Annotated in this window: 12 protein-coding genes; 11 read left to right on the top strand and 1 reads right to left on the bottom strand. The window is 54.2% G+C overall.

Annotation, left to right across the window (positions count from 1 at the left end):
* The first annotated feature begins 15 nt into the window (after positions 1-15).
* The 6 genes from DXC79_RS06915 to DXC79_RS06890 all read left to right on the top strand — a co-directional run bounded on the left by DXC79_RS06915 (position 16) and on the right by DXC79_RS06890 (position 7,965).
* A complete protein-coding gene (locus DXC79_RS06915) occupies positions 16-252 on the top strand; it encodes a hypothetical protein (protein WP_117635633.1) in 237 nt (78 codons plus the stop codon).
* Positions 212-1,201 (top strand): WYL domain-containing protein, encoded by a 990-nt coding sequence (locus DXC79_RS06910; protein WP_158550987.1) that lies wholly within the window; start codon positions 212-214, stop codon positions 1,199-1,201. Before DXC79_RS06915 ends, DXC79_RS06910 begins: the two co-directional genes overlap by 41 nt.
* The gene (locus DXC79_RS06905) at positions 1,188-5,813 is read left to right on the top strand and encodes an ATP-binding protein (protein ID WP_117635631.1); all 4,626 of its coding nucleotides are present in this window, start codon (positions 1,188-1,190) and stop codon (positions 5,811-5,813) included. The genes DXC79_RS06910 and DXC79_RS06905 overlap by 14 nt, the downstream gene beginning before the upstream one ends.
* 130 nt (positions 5,814-5,943) lie before the next feature.
* Entirely contained in the window at positions 5,944-6,249 is a 306-nt protein-coding gene (locus DXC79_RS06900; protein ID WP_117635630.1) for a hypothetical protein, read from the top strand.
* Between the two features lie 102 nt (positions 6,250-6,351).
* The gene (locus DXC79_RS06895) at positions 6,352-7,176 is read left to right on the top strand and encodes a hypothetical protein (protein WP_117635629.1); all 825 of its coding nucleotides are present in this window, start codon (positions 6,352-6,354) and stop codon (positions 7,174-7,176) included.
* A gap of 171 nt (positions 7,177-7,347) precedes the next feature.
* Complete coding sequence (locus DXC79_RS06890) at positions 7,348-7,965, top strand: hypothetical protein (RefSeq protein ID WP_117635628.1); 618 nt, start codon at positions 7,348-7,350, stop codon at positions 7,963-7,965.
* A 71-nt stretch (positions 7,966-8,036) separates the two neighbouring features.
* Here DXC79_RS06890 and DXC79_RS06885 read toward each other — a convergent pair whose 3' ends face one another.
* Positions 8,037-9,695, bottom strand: coding sequence for a hypothetical protein (locus DXC79_RS06885; protein ID WP_147327484.1), 1,659 nt, complete (start codon positions 9,693-9,695; stop codon positions 8,037-8,039).
* A gap of 254 nt (positions 9,696-9,949) precedes the next feature.
* Here DXC79_RS06885 and DXC79_RS06880 point away from each other — a divergent pair, with 254 nt between their 5' ends.
* The 5 genes from DXC79_RS06880 (at position 9,950) to DXC79_RS06860 (ending at position 18,710) form a co-directional block, all read left to right on the top strand.
* A complete protein-coding gene (locus DXC79_RS06880) occupies positions 9,950-10,687 on the top strand; it encodes a hypothetical protein (protein ID WP_117635626.1) in 738 nt (245 codons plus the stop codon).
* A 44-nt stretch (positions 10,688-10,731) separates the two neighbouring features.
* A complete protein-coding gene (locus DXC79_RS06875; RefSeq protein WP_117635625.1) occupies positions 10,732-10,938 on the top strand; it encodes a hypothetical protein in 207 nt (68 codons plus the stop codon).
* Between the two features lie 60 nt (positions 10,939-10,998).
* Positions 10,999-12,768 carry an AAA family ATPase gene (locus DXC79_RS06870; protein ID WP_158550986.1) on the top strand — a complete coding sequence of 590 codons (1,770 nt, stop codon included), beginning with the start codon at positions 10,999-11,001 and terminating at the stop codon, positions 12,766-12,768.
* A gap of 199 nt (positions 12,769-12,967) precedes the next feature.
* On the top strand, positions 12,968-16,831 hold the full coding sequence (locus DXC79_RS06865) for a hypothetical protein (RefSeq protein ID WP_117635623.1): 3,864 nt from the start codon (positions 12,968-12,970) through the stop codon (positions 16,829-16,831).
* Positions 16,815-18,710: a hypothetical protein gene (locus tag DXC79_RS06860; protein WP_117635622.1), complete on the top strand. Its 1,896-nt coding sequence runs from the start codon at positions 16,815-16,817 to the stop codon at positions 18,708-18,710. The genes DXC79_RS06865 and DXC79_RS06860 overlap by 17 nt, the downstream gene beginning before the upstream one ends.
* Positions 18,711-18,768 lie beyond the last annotated feature (58 nt).

Raw genomic sequence — 18,768 nt, 5'->3', positions numbered from 1 at the left:
AGATTGGAGGCGGCTATGGTTCAACCGAAAATCCAGGGAAATCACCGAGCATATCCAAAGGAGCTGGCGATATATGTCGAGCGTATCCTATTGGAGGAAACTGATGCTGGGCTTGGCAAAGGGTTGAGCGTTTCTGACATAATGGCGGAGCTTAAAGCCCGTTATGGCTATGAAGTTAAGCGCGACACAGTGCAGGGCGTATTGAACGCACTTGTTGATTCTGGATCAAAAAAAGCCTTCGCTCTGCAATAATGCGGGCGCCAGTCCGTTAACCGAGATGAATAGTATCGATCTCGACAACAGTTGTCTGAATCCGTTCTACACGGTGATTGCAAGTCGATTGGCTTGTAAGGGCGAGCGGCTGACGAATGGCGATGGGGAATCTGCACCTAAAAATGCGAAGCGCCTGTACAGCATAGAGCGTCAAATTGATAGTGCGCAAATTGAGCATCTGTGCCGTCTCATTGAAGCCTCTACGGGCGTGGGTGGAGCCGACGTACTTGAGCATGCAGTTCTTCGCCTACTGTGCGGCGAAGAAAGACGGCAGATCGAAGATCGTTTGGCTCAAGAAAATGCTCTGCTCAAAAGCGGCAGAATTGCAAATATGGAAGCAACGCTTGCAAATTTGAAGTTATTGGAAAAGGCCATTAGCCAAAGGCAGAGAGTCCGCTTTCGAACTTCTGATAAGGGGCGATTGCATAGTCATACGCCATATCATCTATGTATGCACGATGGCTACTACTACCTGTTTGTGGGCCACAAGGGTGCCGCGAGGTCTTTTGACGCAATTCGAGTTGATAGCCTGCGGGATATAACCATTGCTGGACCATCGGACGATGCAAAAGGTCATTTTGAGGCGATGGCCGAAGAAGCAAAAAGGTTCTCTTGTGCTGGCGTGAACAGGATGTTTAGTGACGACATCGTTACGGTTCACGTAAGGTGTCATAACCAAGCAAAGGAGAAGTATCTTTTAGCCGAATTTGCCGGAAACGATGGGTTTCGGCGCGAGACACAGGACGGGCATCCAAATCCAGAGTATTCGTTTATGGCGTCGTATGATGGCATGAAAACATGGGCAATGAAGTGGCTCGATGTGTTTGAGATACTTCAACCAAAGAAATTGCGCGATGACGTTGTGGACATTATTGGACATAAATGTATCTATGTGAGTGCGAGGACTGATTCAAATGACCCCTGCTGAGAAAAAGCAAGCAATTGGCGATGCGTTAGATTACTGGTATTTGCTTGATTTTTTGAGCCAAGGCGACCAACCCGAAGAGAAAAAGGACCCGCCTAGGCCCAGAAAAGGAATGCTTGATGACTGCTTTGTCCCTGAAGAGCGGGACGACCAGGAGCTAAGGACGCCTTCTGAAGAAGCGAGAGAGCGTACGGATAGTGTCACAAACGGCGAAAACTGGCCGATCTCAACGATTTATTGTCACCTGGGCTCCGTTCCACGCGAAGCGGTCATGACTTATCTTGCAGAAAAACCGGGGAATGAAATCGAAAAAGAGGATGAGTGCATGACGGTTGCACTATTAGGTGTGAGTCCTGATGGTCAATTTGTCAGCTTCGAGTTGTCCTCCTTATTTTGGTGGTTGAAGAGGAACGTCGGGAATAGCCTAAATGCCATCGGTAGCTTTGAGAAAGAGCAGGACGATATTTGCAAGAAGCTCAATCAAGAACTCGTTGGAACAAAGCTGACATATGGTGTCATTAGGGGCATTGTCAATAGTTGCGTCCGGCCAATGATTAAGGGGATAGCCAGCTGCCTTCCCGACGGTGACGGGGCTAAACGTATCAGCGAGTGGTGTTCAAGGCTGCTTGTCGAATATAGAGCAATGAAGCCAAAGGACAGCGGGGACGATGCGTGTCCAACGTTCGACCAATCACTCTGTCACTCATTTTTCGCAAAAGACATTTCCATGATAAATGAGCTGTGCAACAAGTCAGGGTCTTTCGACGATCTTCGTGAGGGATCGCTGTCTCTTGTCGCCGCATACCTTGAAGGTGGCTTGAGGAATGAATCTGCCTGCGGAGAGATCGATCTTCTGGACGGCGAAGACGATGAAGATCTGGCTGATCGTGCAGACTTCTTTTCTGAAGTGTTGGGAGCCGGCGCTACACCTATCGGTCGCTGGCCGAGTAAATACTCCTTGAGTTTGATGCAACAAGTGGCGGTAAATCTTGCGGTTGGTCGTGGCGGTTCGACACGCAAATACCCGGCAAACGACGTTATGTCGGTTAACGGTCCTCCGGGCACGGGAAAAACAACCCTGCTCAAGGATATCGTTGCGGCTAACGTTGTCGAAAAAGCCCGTCTGCTGTGCGAATATGACAAGCCCGATGACGCCTTCGAAGAGGTAGAACTTAGCAAACGGTATCTCAAGTACGCCAAGAATCCTTATCGCTTCAAAGAGGGCAGAACGGGAGATGCGATAAAAAGTCTCAGCATCTTGGTCTGCTCGACAAACAATGCAGCAGTTGAGAACATCGCCAAAGAGCTTCCTGATGGGAAGGCCTTTTTGGAGGGTATTGACGAATCTGAGAAAAAGGAGTTTCTAGAGTCAGATTTGTCCAACATTGTTTGGGGAAAGAAAAACGAGCAGAAACCGGTGGATGATCTCTATTTCTCTTCGGCGCTCGTTGACAATAAAGGCAATCTTCGCGACCCTACGCATCCTGGGCTTATGGTTGCGGCATGTCTGGGAAACCGTAGGAATATTAATAACTTCAGAGATTGCGAGCTTTCTTCGCTGCAGTTTAACGGCGGGCTGGGAAAGGGCGGACGGTTTTCTGAGGCGAAGAAGCTGTTTCTTGCTCAATACAAAAAGATAACCGATCGATTCAACAGAATGGAGGAGCAAGCAGCCGGGGAGCGCGAACTTCTGAACCGCAAGAAGCATTTGTCCCAATTGAATTGTAGGTGTCAAAAGGACGAGCGAGAGATAGTTGAAGAACTGACAACCGAAACGGTATGTCTGTCTCGTCCTTTTGAAGGCAGTTCCGCAGGTGATGTCCGGAAATATCTTGATGACATTGCGAAGGATACTGCTGATTATGAGGCGAGAAGGAATAGGCTTGAAGCAGAATTGCGCGATGCGGAAGAAAAGGCCAGTGGGCTGATCGGGAGCATCTTCAATAGGGGCCGTTTGTCCGATAGCCGCGAGAAGCTCGATTCCTTTATGCTGCAAACCGCACCGGACCAGAGGCTTGTTGCGCTGCGTACGAAATTCGAGAACAAATACGAAAAACTAGAGAATGAAAAGAAGGAACTATCCTCTTTGTGGGTGAAGATCCAAGGTCAAAAGCGCAACAGAGTTGATGGTGCTGAATCTGTTGAGACGATTAATGGGCATTTTGTCGAGTGCATCTCAAAGGGGGATAGCGAAAGCCGAAAAAAGACTCATCTATATAATCCATCCGATGACCCTGACCTAAAAAAGGACCGCAACCTGCTATTTCTCTATGCATTGCAGGTGACACGCGAGTTCATCCTTGAATCAAAATGTATGCGGAATAACATTGCGCTTCTACGAACATACTGGGGAGCCAAAGACAAGGGCGTCGATTCTGGTAAAAAGGAGTTAATAGAGTTCACGCAAGCCGATAGAAGGAGTATGGCCCCTGCGCTCTTTCAGACGCTCAGTTTGCTTACCCCAGTGATTTCTTCCACGTTTGCGTCGATTGGCCGCATGTTTGAGGACATTCAGATTGGGAAAGACCCTTTATTTGGCCTGCTGATAATAGATGAGGCGGGACAGGCGGTGCCGTATGCTGCTTTGGGCGCCCTTGCTCGCAGTCGACGTGCAATGATTGTCGGTGACCCCTCTCAGATTGAGCCTGTGATCACAGGGGATGTTAAGGAGCTCCGCGCTGTCCTCGGTAAAAAAGTATTACTACCTTATAAGGGGGATATGGCTTCGGTCCAGCGACTTGCCGACGCCGTTAACCCCTATGGCCACCTGCGCAGCAACGGCGAGGATGATCAATGGATTGGCTGCCCGCTTGTGGTTCACCGTCGCTGCATATCACCCATGTTCGATATCTCAAATGAGATCTCGTATCAGGGCTCCATGCTTAACGAGACGGCTAGCCCAAAAAAGGATCTCGCTGACAGCTTTTATCTAAAGTCCTCACAGTGGATCAATGTTACGGGATTTGAACGTGGCAATCGCGATCATTATGTTGATGCCCAGGGCGATAGAGTGTTCGAGATTGTCAAGGACGCTTTTGATAAGGCCGTAGCTACGGCTGAGAAAAAAGCTTGCGAATCGGGCAAGTCCGAGGGAATTGTTATTCCAAGTCTCTATATTATTTCTCCGTTTAAAACCGTTGTCAGGGGGCTTCAGGACCGGCTGTTAAGTGCTAGGACTGAAGTGGCTGACAAAGATGCATGGCAATATTTCGCAAAGCATAATATTGGTACGGTTCATACGTTCCAAGGTAAAGAAGCCTATCAAGTGGTATTTGTCTTGGGGTGTGATACAAGGCGCAGTTGTGAGGGCGCAATCAAGTTTGTAAACCCAAATATCGTGAATGTTGCGGCAAGCCGAGCCAAGTATCGCCTCTACGTAATTGCCGACTATGCAGCGTGGAAGATTAACGAGAACGTTGCAACGATGAAGCGCATTCTCGATACGGCATGGGTTGTGCATTGGGAAAATTACCAGAAAACCGGCGCTATTGAGGAACTCAATGCAGCCAAGGATATGCTGCCGCGAGGAGAATCTCTTCCAAGGGAGACAGCTGGCGCGGACGAGGAACATATCAATGAAGACGACAAGAAAGATGACAATAAAGATGTTTGGTGCCCTGATGTAAACACCGATTCCTATTTGGACAACGTGGGCGAAGCGTTCAAAAGCTTTAATCTGGATGCAGAAGACTGTCGAATCATAGGCTTTTCTTCGCGCGAAGCTCTTCAAAGCGCATTCGCTGATTGCGAGTGCGACCAAAATGGCAAAAATAGGGTGCTTGAGAATATCGAGCAGGGGCTTCTTCTGTGCAAGATATTTGGCATTGGCAGTGTTGGCACCGATAGCGATTCAGATTGCGCATTTTGCCTGCTAATGTTCTGCCGTGCGGCGGAGAGATACTTGCGTTTGAAATTGCTGCCGACCTTGAAGGCCATTGCTCCCGATTATGTTGTTGCAAGAAAGCCACTCAAGGAGCTTGAGGGCCTTAACCTCGGTCAATACAAAAGGTTAATTGAAAAAAAGAGTGAGCTACTGGCATCCTCTGTTCGAGTTGAAAATGCTGAATTGACGCAGGCGTCAAAGGGGGACTGGTGGAGGACACTCGGCGAAACACTGGGTCGATTTACTGAATTTCGTAATAGCGCCTGTCACACCGACCGAAAAGAGATGGTTAGCGCGGGCGAGGTCTGGCTGGCGCTTCGATGCCTTTTCGTTGCTTTTCAGCTTGATGAATCTGGTCATAAGAGTGTGGAAATCATGCGAGAGGGTATTGCTTACGAAGCGGCTTTTGCGGGGGCCGAGCGTTTGCCGGTCTGTTACTCAATGGATCAGGCAAGCGCTAAGGGCTATGCCTCGATTTCGAAAATACTGAGAGAGGGTGGCTCAGGGATTAGGGCTGAAGATGCCAACACTATTCTGATGGAACAAGGGTATCTGCGACCTTTCGATGAAGGCGAAGAGAGCGTACAACAATGCAAAGTTCCGTCCGCTAAAGGCTTGGGGCTGGGCGCAGTCTTTGTGTGCGGAGAAAAGAACGGCGACGTATTCTACTACGCGCAGTATCCCCTGGCGAAAGCCAAAGAGATATGCGACCTATTTGAATCTAAGTCGTAATTTGGCCCAAGGCTAAGTGCGCTTTATGGTTTAACCCGCAATCTACCGCTATATAGCGGTAGATTGCGGGTTGCTTTTTATCTCTTTTCACTATTCTGCAGGTGTCAGTTGTTCGAAGGGAGATTCAAAGATGCTTGAGTCCGATTGTATTTATATTTGCGACGAGTCGAGTGAGGCGGATCTCACGTGCACGCTTTTGCAGATGAGGCAGATAGTTGACGAGGCAATTGATCTTGCCTATGAGCTCGAGGACTCCTCTGTTGCTTACAAGGGAGTTGTTGACGGCTTGTTGGCCACGTGGGAGTCGTTGTGCTACCGCAATGCCGCTGTCCATGAGCTTATTCAATCTGTTCTGCTTGAGCGTAATGAGATCCTGCGATTTGATGAATTACAGATGCGTAATGATGAAGTACCCGAGCGGCCAATATGCCGATAGCAACGTTTGTTTGTCTCTGAGGGCAACAGTCTTGTTCAATCCCTCGAAGACAGTGTTTTCTTACATTAGCTTGCGAACGTAGCCTTCTTTGAAAGGAAGATCATGAACACTTCTATCCAAATTTCGGCCAGCACCGTTGAAGCTTCACCCCGCACCGCCAAGGGCGAGGTCGTCAAGCTCGTGCAGGGCGCACCGCTTATTGTCGTTGCTGCGGTTGCCGTTGCCGGCATCGCCTCCGTCGCCGCTCCGTTTTGTGTTTGGAAGGGCGAGGTCGCGCTGTTTCTGAACGAGTCGTTCCACACCAACTGCTCAGTTTCTGCGATCGCGGAGTACGCGTCAGCGGCACCCGGGTCCGATTGGGCGTCGCTGCTCGTGGCCGTGCTCATCGCGGCCTACCCTGCCTACCATGCCGTCTGGCGCGTTCGCGAGGGGTTTGGGCTCAGCTGCAAAGCTCCGGTGTTCAGCAGGCGCGTGTCGCGCTCTCTTGCCGCGGTAAGCGCCTGCCTGCTGCTGGCGATGCTGTTCATGGGCTATGGAACGAGTTGGCTCATCAACGGCAGCGCGATGGGTGACCAGAACCTTGTTGAGTCGGGGCACAATGTATGGACCGTTTCCATCATGATCATGCTGGGCTGCGCCCTGATGTGCCTGTTCAAGTGGTTCCTTGCCAAGGGCCCTGGCCGTAATTTCGGCAGCGGCTTTGCCGTCGAGCTTGTCCGCCTTGCCGACGTCCTGCTGAAGCGCGCGAGCTCGAACCTGGTGTTGTGCTACGTGGCCGAGCTGCTTGCCTGCCTGCTGGCGCTGGCCTTCATTGCCGTGGCCTATGTCGTCGCGAGCGTGGCCATCGCGCTTGCGTTCGCGGCCGTAGCCTTGGTGGTGTGCCTTGCCGGGATTCCCATTATCCTTGCTGCCTCGTGGCGCAGGTAGCGGGGCGATCATGCGAGTTCTTATCGCAGCGTGAGAAGAACTTGCAGAAATCGCAAGTTCTTTTCACGCGATGAGAAAAACTTGCAGATTGGCGCGAGGACGACGTCCCTCCGCGCGAGCGCGGTTTCGATATTGGTCATTAATGTGTCCGAACGATTGATTGGAGACAAAATGTATCCGGACTATGAGTGCAACAACTACCCCATGAGCGTTACGGATGAGGATGGTCCGTTCCTGATCATGGAGGCGGAGCTGTCTGGCGATGTCGAGCTCAATGATGAGTTTAAGAAAGACGCCAGCTATAGATATTCGTGTGCGACTGTTTCTGCGGCGATTGATCTTTGCAAGTCAATGACGGACGGCGATGCCGATCCTTGGTATGAAAGTTGGGAGAAGGCGGTTGAGCGTTATCCGCTCGAGAAATGCGAGGATGCGACAACGCTGTATTTGATTGAGCCGACCGATCCGCACAAGGCGCTGTGCGCCTTCCATCCCCATCCCGATCTTGAGCGGTACGTGGCTGAGGCAATTGGCGCCGTTGACACCTATCTGCTGGAGCGCGAGTACTGTCCCTTTGCGGTCAGCCACTTAGATCTAAAGGATGTTGACGTCCTGCTCAGCGCCGCTTGGGGATTGGCTCGAGTCCTTAAAGATATTTGGGGAACTTGCGACCCTGATGTTATGGAAAAGATTGAGGATGCTACGTACGGTGCGCATATAACGGTTAGGGACCTGATCGCGGGCGAAGAGGCAGCCAAAGCCAGCGCAAAGTCCGATGACAATTTCTAGCCGCCGCGCTGAATGGCGCGCCTGATTGACAGGCCGTCGGAAAAGTCCGGACAGTCTGCCAATCTCGGTCGCTACATCGTTCCCTTGCTCGCAGCGTAATGTTCCGCCTGCTTAAGGGCGTCCTCGTAGGCGCGCTGCTTTGCTTCGTACTCTAGCGCGTAGCGCTCCTGCTCCGCTCGCCCGGGAACAGGCACGGTCATGCTTCGCAGGTCCATTGGGGCAAGTTGCACAAGCGCGTCTCCGTGCGAGGTGTCCGCCAGTTTCTTCTGCCCCTCATCGGACGACAGGTATGCCAGGACAAACTGGGCAAGCAGCTCGTCCTCAAAGGTAGCGCAGAACATGGCGTCGCAGGGGACAATGCTCTCAAACAAAAGACCGCGCTCCACGGCGCGCTCAGAACCGACAGAAAAGTGGCCTGGCGTGATGAGGGCAAGCTTGAATGGAGGCCCGACGCGTGATATGAGAAGGCTCGCCTCGCGGGCGTCGATCGGTTTGGCCTTCCGAAAATCTTCGTAGTCTACACGGCTTACATCGTAGATATCTGTATCGGGGACACGCTCAAGTACATCTTCTGCGGCAATGATTGCGCCATCATGAAGATGCTTTAGCGACAGGTAGTAGCAGTCGTGCTGTTGGTAACTGTCTGTCGGATCTGATTCGGGCAGTTTGGTTACAACGCTGCGGGCGGTGCCGCGGTAGATTGGCGCTAGCGACCCAAGGGGGATGAACATTCTCTCGTCGAACGATCCGCTCTTTGTATTGGGTAATAGGGGATATATGCCGTTGCCCTGATCCTCGAGCCGATGCCAATAGACTGGATTCTTTTGATCGCCGTAGGCTCGGTCGACGGAATCGAGGAGCTGGTGCAGAATCTCATCGGTCATTTGCTTGTCGTCAAAGCTCCTGCCGTCAAAAAGGAAATACGGATCATTGGGCTCGCCGTCGCCAATAAAGAGCAGCGCGCGACCCTCGGCCTTTTTGGCAATGGTGTTGGGAAGAAGCACAATGCTCTTTAGCAGGCCGAGGTCACAAAGAAGGCGACGTCCATCTACGGCTCGCGCCAGATTGAACAGACGGTCCGAAATCTGAATGACGGCCGTGGCATGGGACTGAGAGCAGGCAATGGATGCCGCAAGAAAGATGTAGTACCACTCAGTGACCGAAAGCAGATCGGGGATGCCTGCGCTGCGTTGCAGCTGCTTCGAGCGCGTTCTGAGGAAATCCAGGACTCGCGCATTTGCCGCATCGATAGATGCCGGGAATTGGGATAGCGGTCGTAGCTCGGGGGGCCTGCAGTAAATGAGTGCTGATTCGTACGTGTGAGAGGCTGCGTCCTGCTCGTAGTCGTATAAAAAGATATTCTCCTCGATGGCAGTAAACGTCGACGTCGGGACTTTGACTCGGTTTTTGCAAACGCAAGCGGGCACATAATCCCATTCGTCGGTTGCTTCGTTGTAAACGCGGTCCTCAAACTCAAACGAGGCGGCCGAAGGTCGCTTGAGGTCAATCCCCAAAACAGACCACGAGGGGCCATCGACGTGCTCGCTCGAAAACTCAAAATCGCGACAGCACAGTTCAATGAGCCTTTTCGTTCTCGACGAAGGCTGATATTTCTCGACCATATGAGACACAAGATCCGATAGATATCGGCTCATATATGGCTTGAGATCTTCGTTTAAGCGAAGAGTTGCAAATTCTGCTTTAGTTTTGAGCATGCGCACCTCCTGCATATTCCCTATATTGCGCGGTTCGCTGACTGGCCCGTCGCGGCTCAATTGCCTTCAGTCTACAAGAAGAGCAGTTGCGGCGTTTTTCAGACGGGGCACTCAAATGAAAAAGAAAAAAATCGAATGGTGCGTATGAGGCCGTACGCATTGGGTAATATTTCGCTAGATACTAACACTAAGAGATTTGCATATCTCCTAGTTGTATCAAGCTACAGTGGATAAACCAACTAGTTGTTTCAGCAACGAAAGGACAGCTAATGAACGGATACGACATGTACAGAATCGAGCCGGACGCCCCCAAGAAGCCAACGGCGATGAATATTTTCGGCATGATTCTGCAAACCGTCTTTGCGGTTGTACTCTACGTGGTCGCCATCGACATGATGTGCTTGCTGACGACGTGGCTCGGCGGGTTTATGTTCGAGATTAGTGAGAGCAACACGGTGATCCCGCTCCATTCATGGCGCCTGGTGGCGTTTAGGGTGTACTGGGTTGTGCTGGGCGCGGCGTTTGTTGCGGCGCTTGCCCACAAATGGATCGTGCTGTTAACGGGAGGGCGCGAATCCGACATGTGCGAGCTGCTCGGTGCAATCGAGAGCGCGGGCGCATTTGCATCCGTCGTCTGCGCGATCGTCTGTTTGCTGGGTTATACCGCGGCATTTGATTGTTGGGCTGGCGTCACCGGAAAGATGGCTTCGGATTCCCGTGCAAATGATTACCTGCTTTGGGCGGTTGTCTTAACCATCGGAACGATTGTCGAGTGGCGAATTGTCGAAGGGGTCCTTAACGCTCTATTTCCCGATGAGCACAAGTTCCACGGGCTTCGCTTTGCATCCGCCTGCGTGGTTACTCCTCTGCTTGCGCTTGTACCCACCACGCTGGTCATCATCGTGTGCGCGCTGGTGGTGGGCCTTTTTGCCGGGATTCTGTTTGCATCGCTTGCGATCCCCGTGGTTATCACGGTTATTGGCATTGCCATCGCTATGAGTCGCTAACCCACAACGCAATCCAAATATCTCGCATGAAGAAAGGAACGACCATGTCGGTATTCTCTAACGCTCAAAAGCTTCTGCTGCTTGCCATACTTACCGCTCTTATGGCTGGTGCCCTGATGTACGAAGTGTTGCATCCCACACTGTTTCCGCTGCTCAAGCAGGGCATTTTGCAGCTGCTCTACCACATTCCGGTCTTTACCCAGCCGGGCAACGTGATCTATCTGGAGTCGGCGACATCGCTGGCACTGTAGTGGTTTAAGGGCTCGGCCCACATCGAAGGAAAGAAAACCAATATGGAAAGGAAGGCGCCCATGACTCAGAAGCAGTATCGAAACATCGATCGCTACCAGGACTTGCTCAATCGAATTGCGCCTACGCGTCTGGTGGAGCAGACGCGTCAGAGTGTTATTGGCCACGAAGGAAGCTTGGAGGCCTTTGTGACGGCGCTGAGCTTTGAGGTCAACCGCTGCGTGATGTTGGCACGCGGCGCCGACCCGCGCGACGTTCTTTCGCCCGCTGCCATTTTGGTGATGGGCTCCACTGGCACGGGAAAGACCCACACCATCAAGGCCGTGGCGGATGCCGCGGGGCTCAAGCTGTTTGTGTTCGATGTCTCCACCATGACGGGCGAGGGCTGGCGCGGTGCCAGCATGAGCAACTGCCTGTCGCAGGTCGCGGACTATCAGGCTGCCAATCCCGGCGATATCTGTTTGGTGCTCTTTGACGAGTTTGACAAGGCAGTTCGTGCCGAGCCCGATGGGGGCGAAGTTGCATCAAGCTTTAGTCCATCGCAGTCGTTCCTTAAGCTCTTGGAAGGCGGGGAGATGCCGTTTGAATGCGATACCTCCAAGAGTGCGGCCATTAAGACGCTCAACCTCGATCAGGTTGTTTGCATTTTGGGCGGCGCCTTTATGGGCTTGGATGCTCTGGTGCGCAAGCGCCTGAGTGACAAGTCTGGCACCACGGTCGGCTTCGGATCCTCGTATGCCGCCGTGTGCACCGCCGCAAAATCGGCAAACGAGCTGCGAGACAGTGCGACCATCGAGGATGTTGAGACTTGGGGTATTATGTCCGAGCTGTGCGGGCGCATTGGCTCGGTGATTAACTTTAACGCCTTGAGCGTGGACGATCTGGTCCAGATTGCGTATGAACAGTACCTGCCCAAGTACAACAACATGATGGGAAATGGCGCCAAGATGGAGCTGATGGCAGATGCTGCTCGCCTTGCGGCGAAGCGCGCGGTTAAGGAAGGTGCCGGCGCGCGCGGCATGCTCCGTCAACTGCGTCCCCTTATGATGTACGCCTGGAGGGACATGCGGGAAGATACCTATATTTCCCGTGCGACCTTGGTCGTGAGCGACGGGGAACTTGCGGTTGCGTACGAGCGCTCTCATGAGCCGCGGGGCTTTTTGCAGGAAGAGATGGGGGAGAATTCGCCCTTTCTGAACGGGAGAGAGATTGAAGCCCTGGCGTTGGTAAGCGACTGGATGGAGCATGAGGACGAGGACGAGCATAAGCCGTATCAGCCTGAGTTTGCTTGGCTGGCGGATTTGGTGGACGGTTCGGCGCTCGACAAGATCGTGCAGGGCGGCAAGGCATTCGATCTTGCTGGGGTGTTGTTGCGCGGCGTTCCGTTTGATGGGCCGGAGCGCATTGCCGCCCACGAGCTGCTTAAGGCGTGCGCCTGCTACAACGACGTGCTCTATGCCGACAAGGAACAGTATCGCAACCTTGCTCAGGTGCTTACGCTCACCAAATTGGTGTACAAAAAATCGCCCGATTGCTTGCTGAGCCCGCTCGATGTGGTTATGAACGGCACGACTACGGGCAACGGTTTTCAGGGTCTTGGCGAGTGGGTCGATGCCATGAGCAGGTCCGAAAAGCCTTCGTTGGAAAAGTGGCAGTACCTGGCGGCCGGGGAGGCCCTGCGGATTTACGACCACTTTAGCAAGCGTCCCGACCAGGTAAAGGAGCTTGCCGCCGATGTGTCCCTGATGCGTGTCGCCCTCGCGGTGATCGACGCTGAGGAGCGCGAGGCGTTGGAATGCGATCTTGAGAAGCTGCTCGCTTCGTGCGAGTAGTCGCCGACTGCTTCTCTTTCCTTTCTTTTCTCAAGCGGCATAGATGCCATCGCTCAGCCGCCCTGCGTGAGTTTTTGTCCGCACGGGATGGTATTCAACACATGCAACAACTAAATCGGAGGTTTGACCATGGCTACGTGGGAGCTGAACTGTCAATCGAATCCGTCGTCTGCGGGCGACAAGGAGCTTTCTCCCTATCTTGCGCGCCAAAAGGCGATGCGCGAGTTTTTTTGAGCGTGCGCTGTTTGTCCCCAAGGATCAGGACAACAACGGCCTGTACTTTTTGGGCGCCACAACGGGCTCGGGTAAAAACTACACGGCCGAGCAGGTCACGGCAGACCTGATTGCCGGCGGCTGGGATGAGTCGGGCTGTTTTAATAAATGTCCCGGTCGCCGTACTCTGGTGTTTGTGGTTCCGGGTAAGGACAACCGCGACAACTATGTTGCAAACGTGCGCGAATTGTTGGTTGAGCAGGGCATGAGTGACGATGATGCGGAGCGCATGGTGTTCGATCTTCCGCGAGCGGGCGAGAACATCAAAAACTGGATTGACGCCACGTTTGACAAGGGCAGCGTAAGGCCGCGCGATATTCCATGCCCCTTTGGAGCAAAGGACGAGGCCGTTCTTCGCGATATTGCGCACGCGTGGCGCGGTGTGATGGAGGTCGCCGATGACCTTTTGGGCCTTTTGGACAAGAAGGAGCGTCTGGGAAGCGTTGTCGACCGCCTGACTCCAGGGCTGTGGGATAAGCTGGCGTTGGCAGACGCGAGCTTGCGTCGAGCGGTGAGCCGTGGACGCCAGAGCATCACGCGTGGCATTGAGGAGATTCCCCGGATTTGGCCCTCGGCATTGCTTAACGATAAGCGCGCGCCGCATGTAATTGCATGCACGCCGCAAAAGCTCGTCAATAGAATCGATACGGTGACAGAAGCGGGCGTTGTGTTCTTTAACGCAGCGGTTGCCGACGAATGCCTGTTTATCTTTGACGAGATCGACCATGCGAAGGCCGATATGCTGTCGATGCTGGCGGCGGGACATATGAAATTTCAGCCCGACGAGATGCTGCGTATTCTTGACCGTCATTTTAATGGCGGCGTGGTTGATCCTCTGCTGCTGGGAAATCGGGACCAGTGGATGGCGGTCTATACGCATGCCTCGACCTCGGGCGAGCACGAGGGGTCAAACGCGGCAACGGGCAAGGTTTCGCGCGCAAGTGTGGAGACGGCTGCCGAAGAGATCGCCAAGGGTGCCAAGCGTATTCAAAAGATGATCGCTGCGTGTATTCAGGATATGGAGCTGCAGCAGCCTTTTGCCCTGTCTGACAAGGCGAAAGACGAGCAGCTTGCCGGTCGTCATCTGTTTGGCAGCGACGATATTTCGGTGGGCGATGGCCTGTCGAATCCCTTGCGCTATGAGCTCGATACTCGCCGCAACCGCAACATGATTACGTCTTGTGGGACGGACGAGCAGCAGACCGTCAATAAGGCGGTGCGCCGTGCGCGCGGCCTTGTCAGGATGGTGGTGGGCCATCTTGCCCGCTGTGCCACGCTTATGGACAAGCTGTACTACGGCAGCATTTCGTACAAGGACGATCTTTCGCGCAAGAATATCATCGATGCCCTGGGCATTAGGAACGACCAGACCAACGAGAAATACTTCTGGAATTCGTTGATGCTGGCGCTGTTCTTTAAGGACCGCAAGAACGATGAAATCGATGCCGTTGACGACTCGATGTATGCGCGTGGTGTTGACTACCTGGTGATGGAAACCACCATCGACCATATGTTTACCACGTACCTGACTAATCACGGCATTGAGCGCATGCCCGAGGCGTATCTGGCATCCATTGCCGCCAAGGCTCCCTGTGTGTGCATGAGCGCCACCTGGAATGCACCGACTATTAAGAACTTTGACCTGGATTACCTGGACGAAGTGCATGGCGTGGTTCGTAAAGATGCCTGGATTGGCGAGCTCAACCAGGAGATCGTGCGGCAGACCAGGCTGTTCAACAAGCAGGCGGCAACGATGTACGCCGTCGACGTCGTTTGGGTTGACGAGTCCAAGAAGCTTGCCGGCATGGCGGCCGTGGCCGGCGGCGCCTATGGCGGCGGTATCGTGTCGCCCGACGAGGTGTACGAGCATGTGATGGGATTCTTTGACCAGATTGGCGTGAGCGAAGGGCTTGCGGCGTGCCTGCGCCGAAAGATTGCCGACAGGGTGACCACGAGCGATGCCGAAAGCATCGAGTTTGAACTAAAGCGTCTGAGCAAGACGCTCGTTGCCGTGAGCGCCTGGGCGCGTGGCGTGGCGCGCAGTGAGCAGCAGGCGGGAGCCATCTTTACGACACGACACATGGGAAACCATGGCGACTTTAATAGTTTGGCGCTGGATCTTGCCCGCGAAATCGTTGCCGAACTGGTGATTAGGAACGTTAAGCATCCCGAGGCTTCGTACGAGAAGTCGCTCGAGGAGGCAAAGGATATGGTGCCGTGCTTTAACGCTGCGGGATGGGAGGAAGGTTGGCACGGCGCTCAGGAACGTCTGAAGGACGGAGAGCCGACCCTGATGTTTATCAACCTTGCCGCTGGTGGCTTTTCCAAGAACCTTAAATACGAGGTGCCGGAGAGCCTGCGCAACACGGTGCGCCAGGTCGATTGTGGTTTTGGCAACGATGGGCGACATCCCAAGATGGACCTCGATTTTCTGTACGTGGAGTCGCCCACGAGCCGCTTGGCTTGGGGAGTCGATATGAGCTCAAAGAAGTTTGACCAGCAGGCGCTGCTTGGCGTGGTCGAACAGGAGGAGCTCGTGACGCGCGGTGAGATTCCGTTTATCCAGAAGCGCCATCGTGTGCGCACGGTACTGGCGGGCGCCGGCGGAAAACTGCCGGTGCGCGACACCCTCTCGTACCAGGTCGAAGGCGCTCGCATCGTGGCGCAGGCGGTGGGCCGCTTGATGCGTACGAGCGTAAAGATGCTCCATGTGCAGGTAATGCTCGATCGCGAAATCGCCGCCGATTGCGATTTTTCGTTCTTGCACGATTTGCCGATGGGCTACGAGCTGGAGCAGGTGGTTGGCGCCTGTGCGGCCGTCAACAATCACATGGCGGACAAGAAGCAGCACGCTGCCAGTAAGCAGCAGAACCTTGCTGCCTTTAGGAACAACCTGGCGAAAGAGAAGCACGAAAAGCTGGCGTGGAAGGTTGCCTCGCTCGATGCGCGCGAGGAAGATCTGGCCGCTTTCGATGACGAGCGCAATTTTTATCTGCATCATTTTTGCCTGCCGTGGGAGGAGCTTGCGAGCTATCCTGCACGCAAAAGCACCGCACTGCACATGCCGTTTGCCGCGAGTGGCTATGCGTATGCGCAGGGCGGAGCGTGTAAGGTGCCGCATTTTGAATTTCCCAGCTACGATGGCGAGCCTGTTGAGCAGATTGCCGCTCGCCTGGAGGAATGTTGCCGCTACGACAAGGGATTAAAGGGCGCGACGGTTCGTCAGATAAGCCAAGCGGCGGCGCGCGTACCCGAGCTGCTTTCGATTCGCGAGGTGCGCGAGCGCTGGTCACGCGACGGGGTGCCCGCGACGCTGCAGCCGGCGGCGACGGCACATATGACACCCTATATGTTTCAGGCGGTATACCTGGGAGAACTGGGAGAGTCTGCCGGCAGGGCCATCTTCGAGGCGTATTACGACGGTCGCTATTCGCTTACTCGTGGCGATGCAGCCCATGCCGAGACGGGCGGCGATTTTGAGGTGCTCGATGCCGCTGGCAACAAGACCGGCGTGTGGATCGATTTTAAGCACTATCGCATCGGCGCCTACGAGGCCTACAGGCGCTCCGGCGGCGAGACTACGGACGCAGAGCGCTTTAAGGCAAAGGCTCAAAAAGTCGGGGCGAAGCGGCTGCTGATCGTCAATGTTTTGGCTGACGAGGCGGCGCTGGAGCTCCGCCAAAAGCCAATCGATGACGAGGGGATGGTGTTCTCCTTCCCCTATATGGCAACTGATGGAGCAATCAACCTGGAGATGATGGAGGCGATCGGCCGTGCAATCGAAGCATAACCAGCCGTGTGGTCTGGGAGACATCGCTGTGTCCGAGCTCGTATTGCAGCTCGATGCCGCGGCTGCCGAGAAGCGCTACTCGGTCTTTTGGTGCAACGTCGGCGATGCGGACAAGCATGCCGTGGCAAACTTTATGGCCGATGTGTGCCAGACAGGTAAGGTCGTCGCGCTTACGCAGCTCGAGGACAACCGCGTCTTTCTGATGGTCAAGGCGGGCGCGCAGACGGGTGACCTGAGCGCTTCGCTCGACCATGAGCAAATGGTTCCGATTAAAACTCATTGGAACGAGCTGGATGATTACATCGCATTGCGTCTGCTGTTCAACTCGTGCTCGCAATTTGAGGGGATCGAGGACGAGATTCCCAATGATACGGGGCACTTGTATGTTGTAAGCGCCAAGGGTGCTCGCCGCGACGCCATTGAGGAAGCTGGAACGGGCCCTGCCAAGATTGAGACGGTCGAGACCGTTATCAACGAGGATTGCACCTTCGAACTTAAGATCCGAACGTTTACCAAGCGACGGGTGCTCATCGGTCGTGCGGCAGGCGACAAGAAGGAGCTCGAGAAGATTAACAGCCAGGTTGGTTACAGGCTGTCGCCCGTGGCTTCGGTGGTGCTGGCTCACGGACAACGTGACGAGTACATCCTGCGCCGCGCCAAGGGCGATAAGCCGTCCAAGCGCCGTGATCTTACGTTTTCGGCCCAAGCGGAAAAGGTCGCCTATACCAAGAAGGGCATCCTGTACCGAGAGCTGCAGATCCTCGAGCGCCGGTACGGCGACTTTGCCCGGGTGTCGCTCAGGGAGTATCCGCGCAAGAGCTTCTACGAGGTATTGAAAAGCGAGCGATATGCCCGCGTGGTTGCGGAGCGCGCGGTGGGACAGCGGGTTGTGGTGTCGTTTGCGCACAAAGGGCTTGCTGGGGTGGCGCGCCAGTTGGTCGATCGACTCAACGATTCCTCGTGGGGCGTGTGCGCGTCGTATGGCGGGAAGGATGTGGATCCGCTGGCGTGGAATATCGTCATGGTGCCCAACGAGGTCGCCGAGAACGATGGCTATGCCCTGCACGCTGGCGTGGTTGAGCAGCATGTGACGCCGGACGTGTGCGAGCCGCTGTTTAAGGCGGCGTCGAATGCAAAGGTGTGCGGCGCACAGGAGGGAATCCTGGGCGCCATGCTCAAAGAGCTGTTGGTTAAGCAGGATGTTGCCGACGGCCGGGTGAAGGCGTTTGACCTTGGCTCTTTTGGCGTTGGGTCGGTGACGGTCTGTGGCGTGGTCAATGTCCCGCGCAAGGAGAAGGATAAGGTTGAGCTGGATGAACGCCTCGCAACGCTAACGATTGGTGTCGACGGGACCATGGACTACACCTCGCATCCCATCGAGGACGGTCCTGTGGACGAGATGGAGCTTGAACTGCTGACGTCGGACGGCAAACTCGACAAGGATGCCTACATCTTTGACGTGCGGGCAGGCGAACGATCTATGTTGGCACGCGTGCGGGACACGGGCTTGACGACCTTCTCCAACACTTTTGTGACCTTGGTGCGCGATTACCAGCTTACGGGTAAGGCGGGTCGTAAGAAGGAGTTTTTCGAGAGCTACAACTCGCCCTATTACGGTATTGGAACGTTTGAACGTGCAGGGTTGACCTGCTACTTTGTGGGCGTCAACAACGGCACCAAGGAGGATCTGGCAACGTCGATTCATGTGCGCTCGGTCGAGGTGCTCGAAGGCGACGATCTGTCCGAGCTGCTGGTTCAGCTGGTCAATGAGGGGCTTTCGCGCCACGGGGCTCCTTCCAGGTGGCCGATTCCGGTGAAGTATCTCAACGAATATGCCGCGCGTGAGGGCGCGGCGGGGGAGTGTGGTATTTGCTCGTGAGGAAACAGATTAGTTATATGTGCTAGAAAACTAAAATTGTTCTTGCAACATACAAGCG

Origin of the sequence: Collinsella sp. TF08-11AT, assembly GCF_003437035.1 — a bacterium.
GTDB lineage: Bacteria > Actinomycetota > Coriobacteriia > Coriobacteriales > Coriobacteriaceae > Collinsella.
This window is presented reverse-complemented; position numbering and strand designations above follow the sequence as displayed.